At 40.5% G+C, this 6,601-nt stretch carries 8 protein-coding genes; 2 read left to right on the top strand and 6 right to left on the bottom strand.

What is annotated here, in order from left to right:
* Positions 1-99: 99 nt before the first annotated feature.
* The 3 genes from CXF74_RS20220 to CXF74_RS20210 are packed head-to-tail and all read right to left on the bottom strand — an operon-like array spanning position 100 to position 2,970.
* Positions 100-900: a metal ABC transporter permease gene (locus tag CXF74_RS20220; protein WP_101084331.1), complete on the bottom strand. Its 801-nt coding sequence runs from the start codon at positions 898-900 to the stop codon at positions 100-102.
* Positions 900-1,802, bottom strand: a complete 903-nt coding sequence (locus tag CXF74_RS20215; RefSeq protein WP_442965964.1) for a metal ABC transporter solute-binding protein, Zn/Mn family — start codon at positions 1,800-1,802, stop codon at positions 900-902. Before CXF74_RS20215 ends, CXF74_RS20220 begins: the two co-directional genes overlap by 1 nt.
* Positions 1,786-2,970: a TonB-dependent receptor gene (locus tag CXF74_RS20210; protein ID WP_101084329.1), complete on the bottom strand. Its 1,185-nt coding sequence runs from the start codon at positions 2,968-2,970 to the stop codon at positions 1,786-1,788. Before CXF74_RS20210 ends, CXF74_RS20215 begins: the two co-directional genes overlap by 17 nt.
* Positions 2,971-3,178: 208 nt before the next feature.
* Between CXF74_RS20210 and CXF74_RS20205 the strand changes: the two genes are divergently transcribed.
* On the top strand, positions 3,179-4,501 hold the full coding sequence (locus CXF74_RS20205) for a hypothetical protein (RefSeq protein ID WP_101084328.1): 1,323 nt from the start codon (positions 3,179-3,181) through the stop codon (positions 4,499-4,501).
* 66 nt (positions 4,502-4,567) lie between these two features.
* On the opposite strand, the gene CXF74_RS20200 is transcribed toward CXF74_RS20205, so the two are convergent.
* The gene (locus tag CXF74_RS20200; protein WP_101084327.1) at positions 4,568-5,242 is read right to left on the bottom strand and encodes an MOSC domain-containing protein; all 675 of its coding nucleotides are present in this window, start codon (positions 5,240-5,242) and stop codon (positions 4,568-4,570) included.
* A gap of 39 nt (positions 5,243-5,281) precedes the next feature.
* Positions 5,282-5,479, bottom strand: a complete 198-nt coding sequence (locus CXF74_RS20195; RefSeq protein ID WP_232772604.1) for a hypothetical protein — start codon at positions 5,477-5,479, stop codon at positions 5,282-5,284.
* Here CXF74_RS20195 and CXF74_RS22065 point away from each other — a divergent pair.
* Positions 5,457-5,693: a carboxymuconolactone decarboxylase family protein gene (locus CXF74_RS22065; RefSeq protein ID WP_157822478.1), complete on the top strand. Its 237-nt coding sequence runs from the start codon at positions 5,457-5,459 to the stop codon at positions 5,691-5,693. The two genes, CXF74_RS20195 and CXF74_RS22065, sit on opposite strands and share 23 nt — an antisense overlap.
* Before the next feature lie 195 nt (positions 5,694-5,888).
* Here CXF74_RS22065 and CXF74_RS20190 read toward each other — a convergent pair whose 3' ends face one another.
* Positions 5,889-6,374, bottom strand: a complete 486-nt coding sequence (locus tag CXF74_RS20190) for a glutathione peroxidase (RefSeq protein WP_101084325.1) — start codon at positions 6,372-6,374, stop codon at positions 5,889-5,891.
* Between the last annotated feature and the right edge of the window lie 227 nt (positions 6,375-6,601).

The following is a 6,601-nucleotide window of genomic DNA, read 5'->3' as shown; positions in this document are numbered from 1 at the left end:
GCGCTTTATGCTCAATGGCTTTTTATATGTAAACATACAAGTAAGAATATAAGTGGCCACCTTCCCCTGCCTAGGCAAATAAAAGTGGCCAATCGCTATTTATGTTTTTATCGGTTTTTCTCCCTGCTTAACACGCATTTTAAACAGGCGAACAACCAATAGCGCGAATAACGCAGTCAAACAAATCATGAGTACAATCGCCGGTCCAGAAGGGATATCCCAGAACAACGAACTCATTAACCCCGCCATCAAACCGATAGAGGCAATAATAAAGGCCACTATTATCGGTCGATGCGCCATTAAACTCGCAGCAGCCACTGCGGGCACCACTAACATGGCAAACTCTAAATATACACCCAGCGTTTGAATTAACATTGGAATAGCCAATGCAAACGCCACATAGAATCCGCTACCTTTCAAAAATTGAGGATGATAATGATTCACTGTAAATAACAACACAGAAAACCCCAGTAATACCCAAGCTTGCGACCAATTGACCCACAATAACTGTCCTTGTAATAACGACTTAACTAAGACAATACCATGGGGATTATTACTCACTAAAATGATCGCTAAACACGCAGAAAGCACATAAAACGCGCCAATAATTGCTTCCAAATGTTTAATCCTGCGTGACTCTAATTTGGCAATCACAAAAGCCACCAGCCCAGTTAATAAAGTCGCGCCAAGGTAAGAAGCCCAAGCGTATTGATGCATATACACATGGAAGAATTTATCCGTTAATAATATGCCTAATGCAGCCACTTGGGCCATGGCAAGATCGATAAAAATAATGCCACGAATCAATACCTGTCTGCCTAATAACACGTTGCAATAAACGGCCAATAAACCGCAGCAAATAGCCGGTAATAACCACGTATAATGACTAATGGCGTCCATTATGGTTGCACCGCTAATAACGCATCAATGCTGCTATCAATTAACGAAAATATATCCAATGCTTGATCGGTGCCTCCGACACTTTGTGCTAATGCAACAACCGGTAAAGCAGTGCGTTTCGCTAACCAGTTAGCAGCCTTATCAGACTGATGAGTGGAGTAAACAATCGCGTAGACCTGTTGTGCATTAAAATTAGCCAGTGAATTCAAATGCGCCGTGGTCGGTGATACACCCGGTTTAGGCTCAAGATCAGCAACTTGTTCGATGCCTAACCAGGCAAATAAATAACGATAAGTACCGTGATAACCAACAACTTTTTTACCCTTCAAAGGCGCTGCTTTTTGTTGCCACTCAAGCATGCTCTGTTGCCATTGCTGTTGAAATTTAACGCCGTTTTTTTGATACTGCGATGCATTTTTCTTATCCTGTGATGTCAAACGTAGGGTTAAGGCTTTAGATACCGCCAGCATATCTGAAATTGCAAATTGTACATGTGGATTACCCTGCGCATGTACGTCCCCCAAGACACGATCAACATTATCCCTTTTATCCAACATTGCTACATAATCGGTCACATAAAATAATCCCTCACTGCCTGTACGCACCTTGCTATTTCTGCTTTGTCGTTGCAGTTCAGGTAACCAGCCAATCTCTTGCTCTGCCCCCGAGCAAATCACTAAATCAGCTTTGCGCATTTGAGCGATAAGAGACGGACGCGCTTGAATAAAATGCGGGTCTTGATAAGCCGTTGTTGCACTAAAAATATTCGCCTGAGGCGCATGCACTTTAACCAGTGCTGCCCAGTCAGGCTGACAAGTGAATATATTTAACGCCATCACAGGCGTAGCAAAAATAGAAAACAACAGAGCAGAAAAAATAGCTTTATTAGAAACCATGGGCAGCGTGTGCTCCAAACGTCATCACGTATTGTAACGAGAAAATATTATCATCTTTCGTATGTGTTTCTTGACGCGTATATTGCCCTCTTACTTGACCAAAGTGAGACGATAACCATGCTAGGCTCACATCATATTCACGTAATTTAGCATCACTAAAATCACCGTGTGCATGGTCCCCATGCCCGTGTACATCATTGGCTAACTGATGATCAAATTCACTACCACGCAGAGCAACCGACCAATGCGGTGTGAATTGATAAACGATGGTTGCATATATACCTTTTAAATTATCTTTGGCGCCCTGAAGGTCTGAAAATTGCGTGTCATAGAGATCATTTAACTGCAGGTATTCTGTCGTAAAACGGACATTTTGATATTTATAATTCCCCTGCGGTGCCCACTTCCACGTAAAGTCTGCGCCAAACAAGTTTTCACCTGTAAACGCAGGACCATGACTATGCTCACCATGATCGTGTTCGTCGTGACTGTCTCCCGCATGGTCATCATGATCATGCTCTCCGCCAAATTGCATTTCTCCATTACCATTACGCAATGCACTTAAACCAAACATCCAACTGTGTGATGCATTAATATCAGCACCAATATTAATAGCCGCGCTGTACACGCCAACGGTAGCGGGTTGATCAAAACCAGCATCTAATTTTTTACCAGAAAAAGCTTCACTCGTGAATGCTAAATAGAAATCAGTAGGCGCAAGCCAACTTAGCTGTACACCATCATCAAAATAATGCCCGCCTAATAAAGCACGGTAAACACCGGGACGTTCGGAAAACGCATCTTCATGCACATGTTTTTCATTGAGGTAACCAAAAGAAGACAGGAAACGCCCTGCTTTCACTTTGAATCCCCAAGGCATTGCCAGTGATTCAATAAAGGCTTCTTCAAGCTCTATTTCTGTTTTTCCCTCGTGGGATTCCAGCATAGTGGTTAATACACCACGAAACTTATCATCTATATTTGCCGATAAATTAATTTCACTGTGCCCTAACGAGAACCCTTCTTCACGGTGTGAAAACTCACGACTGCCGTCTTGATAAATACCATCAAGTACCACGCCAATTTCAACATTAGAAATAGTATTACTCGTTGTTGCCATGGCTGCTGTGCTACTGATGCTTAATGCGCTAAGCCATAATAATTTTTTGTTCATTACTTTTTCCACAAAGTATTAACCCTTAACTAAATAAGGCATTAACAATTGATAAATAAGGGGTTTATTTAGTAAGACAAGCCTTAGGAATATATTTCCTAAAATACTTGCACTTACGCTTTGTTATAATATAACATAAACAAATGTTACATTATAACAATTGCAAAAATCAAGTATTGATAACCAATTAAACAAATGGAAAGTTAAAATGACGTTACAAACACCCGTACATTTCAGGAAAAAAGTATTATCTGTTGTATTCGCAACTCTGTTTATTTCAGCCTGTGACTCAGGATCTAATGACTCAACCGTGGTAACGGAAGAGCCTATAGTCGATCACGGCGATCATCATGGCAAAGGTCGTTTGGCCATCGCTGAAAAAGATCAAACGCTGATCCGCTTTATCGATTTAGATGACCACAGTTTGTTAGAAGAGATCAGCACCACCAATCCTGCTGGTTATTTATATGCAAGCCCAAGTGGACGATATTTAACCGTGGTACAACGAGACCAACACTTAGTTGAGTTTATCGATGGCGGTTTATCGCAAGTCGCGCACGGCGATCACTTTGATACCGTTGAGCAAGCACCTAGCTTGCAGGATTATCAGCTACATGCGACTAAACCAACGCACTACAATACGATTGGTGAACAAGCCGCTTTGTACTTTGACGGGAATAAAGTAGCAGGAGAGTCATCGGGATTTTATCTATTTGATGATAAAAGTATTGAAGCTGGCACACATACGGCAAGCCACACTATGGATACCTCAATGCATGGCACGCTGCAAATACGTGGTGACTATGTATTAAGTACCGTCGTTCAGGATTTTTCAGAGCAAAATGTAGACTACAACATGCCAGATAGTGTGGCGTTGTTTGAACTGCACGGCGATCACTTCCATCAAGAGCAGATATTTGAAGCCACTTGCCCAGGATTACATGGCAGTTTTCAAGGAGAAAATTGGACAGTGTTTGGTTGTAGTGATGGTGTTTTAGCGATTGAACAAGTAGGCACAACATTTATCGCCAAAAAAATAGCCCATGACATAGGCATCGGTACGTTAAAAGGCAGTAATCATCAGGATAAATTTCTGGGTATTACACGCTCTCAAGAAACATTTTTAATTGACCCGCTACTCGGTGAAATAACAGAAATTGATTGGAAAGTGGCACCCGATGTAAGCATGCTGGCACATGCTACTGATGCGCATCAAGAGCATTTTATGGTATTAGATTCTTTGGGTTATTTGAACTTATTTGATATCGAAAATAATTATGTGCCCGTGCAACGTTTTAAAGTATTAGAGGTTGTTGCCCCAGCAGCCGATGCGGCACCTGTGACGATTAAACATAAAATCGCAGCCTCTTCATCACAGGAGGTGGTCTTCATTACTAACCCTGCCGATAATACTATTTTAGAAGTCGATTTAGTGGCCATGAAAGTGACCAATACCATTCAACTAGACTTCACACCTAACATCATCGCTTGGTTAGGCGTTAAAGAAGAACATGCTGATCACGCACACTAAATGCTCATAATTTAATGGGGGATGTCTCCCCATTTTTATGTGTGCGCCTATTTATATGCACTGATATTAAGCATGATCAAATAAACGAAAGTTCCAATTTTCAACCTTGCCAGTGCTTAAGCGTATCTCGACTTTAGTTAACCAACTCACTGAAAGTTTTTCTTGCTTAAGCAGAACATTAAGACCGACCGTATCTAAAGGGTTACCGAAAAAAATATCACAAACTTGTTTGATGGTCATTGCGTTTTCTTCACGATGAATGCGAATAAGTGGTGCATTAACAGCGACCGTACCGGTTTTAATCACACGTAATAACCAGCCACAACGACTACTATTTTGCATCTCAACGGCAAAACGCGAAATACCCCAGTGTTTATCGAGTTTAAAACAAGGCGATCGCGGTTGGCTGACTTCAATAATCGTATCGCCCCACTGAAATTGGTCACCAATACACACGTTGTTTTCATCTAAGCCAAGAGTACTGATATTCTCTCCCATGCCCGATATTTGCCAAGCTTGTTTAGCAACGCCATATTTTTTGTGCCAATGCAGGTAATGCTCCGCGGGGTAATGATGTAAGGCTCGCTCAAGTCCTCCGTGATGGTCACTATCAGCACATTGGTCACCAACTAGACCAAGCTCAGACATCATGACATTATTGATAATAGGTTGTTTATTGATCGCCGTTTGTAAACCCACGTGTTGTTCAACTTTACCAATAAAAATTTTTGTTGCGATCATTTGGCTCTTCCTTAATTAAACCCGGGATAAGGCTACTGGCTATTTAATGATTAGTTTCTCGACTAAAAAATCTATAAAAACACGAATATGCGGTTTTGGGTATTGGCTCGACTTATAAATTGCGAATATCTGTAAACGGCTATGTCGCGCGTAACTTACTTTCCAACTTGGTAATACCACCACTAACTGTTGGTCTTCGACATAACCTTTTACCATGCAATCGGACAACAGTAACAAGCCGCCATGGTTTAGTGCAACAGAAAGAAGTGTATTAGCGTTAACTGACGAAATGACTTTAATTGCACAGAAAGGAGTTTCAGATAAGATTTACCAAGCAGCATTAAAAGCACTAGGAGAGAGACAAGTTGCTCAGGTAATCATGAAGATTGTCATGATTAATACGTGGAACCATTTTGCTATCTCAACAAAAATGCAACATCAGATAGTTTAATACTTTGTAGCGCTCAATAGCACTAACAGCCAGCTATAGCGTTGTTCCCTATTATTTCAATAAAAAACTACCACTAAGAAACCAATAGCCAAAATTCAATTTTCTCTTTAACCTTCTTTTTCTTCGTGCCTTCGTGGTTAATTTCTTTTGAATTTATATAAATTGTTTAATAGTTATAATGCGCTTTCCCTGGGCCTACCGCTTAATCATGGTAACTATTTTTGATTCTATATTTTGCGGTTTAGTGCTCGGCGCGAAACGTTCGATGCTTTCTCCATTGGGGCTAATCAAAAACTTAGTAAAGTTCCACTTTATTTTTTGGCTGCCAAATATTCCCGGTGCGCTACTTTTTAACACATTGAAAAGAGCATGAGTATGGTCACCATTAACCTCAATTTTATGCGTTAATGGAAAGGTTGCACCAAAGTTTAATTCACAAACACTGGCCATGGTTTGGTCTGTTTCTGGCTCTTGGTGTTTAAATTGATCGCAGGGAAAACCAATTACCAACAACCCTTTCTCATGATATTTTTCATGCAGAATTTGTAACCCTTCAAACTGAGGTGAAAAACCACACTTTGTGGCAGTATTGACGACCAAAATCGCTATATCTTGCCATTCTGCGAGTGTGTGAATTTTGTCGCTGATCATAAACTCGGCGTTATATAATGCATGTTGCATATTGCTTCCTTTTTCACGTAAATTTAGATTATAAAATGAAGAGAACGGGTATAGATAAATGCGCTGTCGTGCATCTCACTCTATGAGTTTATTTGTAAAAATAGCTAATAATCAAGGCGGAATGATAGAAGTTGAATAGCAGGGAGTAATAAAAAGCGTATTGTTAATTGAAGCACGTTAAAGAGTAAGGCTAAAAAACACTGAAATATGCTTTTTAGCCTTTATTT

The sequence above is a fragment of the Psychromonas sp. Urea-02u-13 genome (genome assembly GCF_002835995.1).
Lineage (GTDB): Bacteria > Pseudomonadota > Gammaproteobacteria > Enterobacterales > Psychromonadaceae > Psychromonas.
The sequence above is the reverse complement of the archived record's forward strand: the minus strand, read 5'-3'. Positions and strand labels throughout refer to the sequence as shown.